This is a genomic window from Bradyrhizobium sp. NBAIM08 (assembly GCF_020193935.1).
GTDB lineage: Bacteria > Pseudomonadota > Alphaproteobacteria > Rhizobiales > Xanthobacteraceae > Bradyrhizobium > Bradyrhizobium yuanmingense.
This window is the reverse complement of sequence record NZ_JADYVR010000196.1, coordinates 1-466: the sequence shown is the minus strand read 5'-3', so window position 1 is coordinate 466 and position 466 is coordinate 1. Positions and strand designations below refer to the sequence as shown.

Sequence of the window (466 nt, the reverse complement as noted above, 5' to 3'; positions counted from 1 at the left end):
GTCGAGCCCGATGGCCTCGCTGATCCGCAGGCCCGCCGCGTAGAGCAGTTCGAGCAGCGCCCGATCGCGCAGGGCGTGGCGACCGTCGCGGCCGTCCTGCTCACCGCCGTCCTCTCCGCCGGCGGCCGCGAGGAGTCGATCGGTCTCCTCCACGGTCAGGGTCTCGGGCAGGAGGCGCGACGGCCGAGGCAGGTCCAGGTGAGCGGCGACGTCGACCCCGATCGAGCCCTCGCCGTACGCGAAGCGATAGAAGCCCTTGAGTGCCGCGGCGCGGCGTCGGAGGCTGCTGGCCGCCAGACCCGGATCACCGCGACGACCGCGGCGGGTCCGCGCAGCGAGGTAGTCGACCGCCGCATCAGGTGACGATGCCCACGACCGGCCGACGCCGCGCGACGCCGCGAAATCGGCGAGGTCCGACCGGTAGGCACGGATCGTCGCGGGTGCCAGACCCCGTTCGACGTGGAGG

1 protein-coding gene is annotated in these 466 nt (G+C 73.8%); it reads right to left on the bottom strand.

Going from position 1 to position 466, the window contains the following annotated elements:
- A partial coding sequence (locus I6F37_RS39085) for a site-specific integrase (RefSeq protein ID WP_225154240.1) occupies positions 1-466 on the bottom strand: 466 nt, incomplete at both ends.